This window comes from Psychromonas sp. SP041 (assembly GCF_000470315.2).
GTDB lineage: Bacteria > Pseudomonadota > Gammaproteobacteria > Enterobacterales > Psychromonadaceae > Psychromonas.
This window is the reverse complement of sequence record NZ_CBRF02000098.1, coordinates 1-985: the sequence shown is the minus strand read 5'-3', so window position 1 is coordinate 985 and position 985 is coordinate 1. Positions and strand designations below refer to the sequence as shown.

The 985-nt window shown below is 37.4% G+C and carries 1 protein-coding gene; it reads right to left on the bottom strand.

Annotated features, from left to right (window positions below):
* Positions 1 to 184: 184 nt before the first annotated feature.
* Positions 185 to 985: transposase (locus SP041_RS20700; RefSeq protein WP_170968590.1), on the bottom strand; the 801-nt coding region annotated here is incomplete at its 5' end.

The window sequence follows — 985 nt, the reverse complement described above, 5'->3', positions numbered from 1 at the left end:
TAACGAGGCTGTAGAATTTCTCATTTCAGCCTGTTTATTTTAAATAAAAATGACAGTAGCTTACATTTACTTGAGATTAAATAGATTATTTTGTTTTTATTAACTAATTGATTAAATTGAGTCATAAATGGGATTAGAGGGCTAAATATGCGGGATTTATTGAGTTAAGGGCTGAGCCCTTCCGTTAATGTAAACTATTCCTTAACTTCTCTATATTATGAACAAGACAGTACATTTGCCATTGCGTATTCACTTTATCTTGGCCGCGCAGCGTGAATTTATTCATCCCTTTATTCACCGTAATATTACCGAATACAGGCTCAATAGCACCTAGTCGTTTACTATATTCTCGCCTGCCAGGACTACTGTCTATTTTTACTCGCATTTTATCGGTATATGAGATAATTTTATCTTTTATATTCGTTTCAAACTGAACCTGCCGACCTTGTTTTATAGGTTTCTTTCTCATGCATTGAGTTTGTAATGGGCAAACGCGGCAATCTTTTAAATACCCTGAGTAGCGAACATAATGCCGACCTGCTGTTTCGATATTTTTAACACTCAACCACATTTCCTTACCTGCTGGGCAATGGCACGTTTGTTTCTTTTCATCAAAGTAGAAGTCATTACTATTAAATAATCTAGACCGACCTTTACTTCGTTTTAATCGTCGTTTCTCTTGCTCTGTTTGATACGTTTCACTTTGACTAAATAAGGGGTTACGACTTCTAAAGGCACTATCAGCCATGTAAGCATCGAGCCCAGTGCTTGCCATGAATTCAAGATTAACTTCACTATGGAAACCGCTATCTGCGGTAAATTTAGTGGTTGAAAAAGTATCAGGAGTGCCTAACTTGGTAAGTTGTGCTTGCAGCTGTTCGATGGCAGGTTTTAAGGTTTGTTGTTCACCAACTGAACCCCATGTTTGCGCTTGTAAGATGATTTGATGTTTATCGTCGTTAATGGCAATGCCATTGTAGCCTTG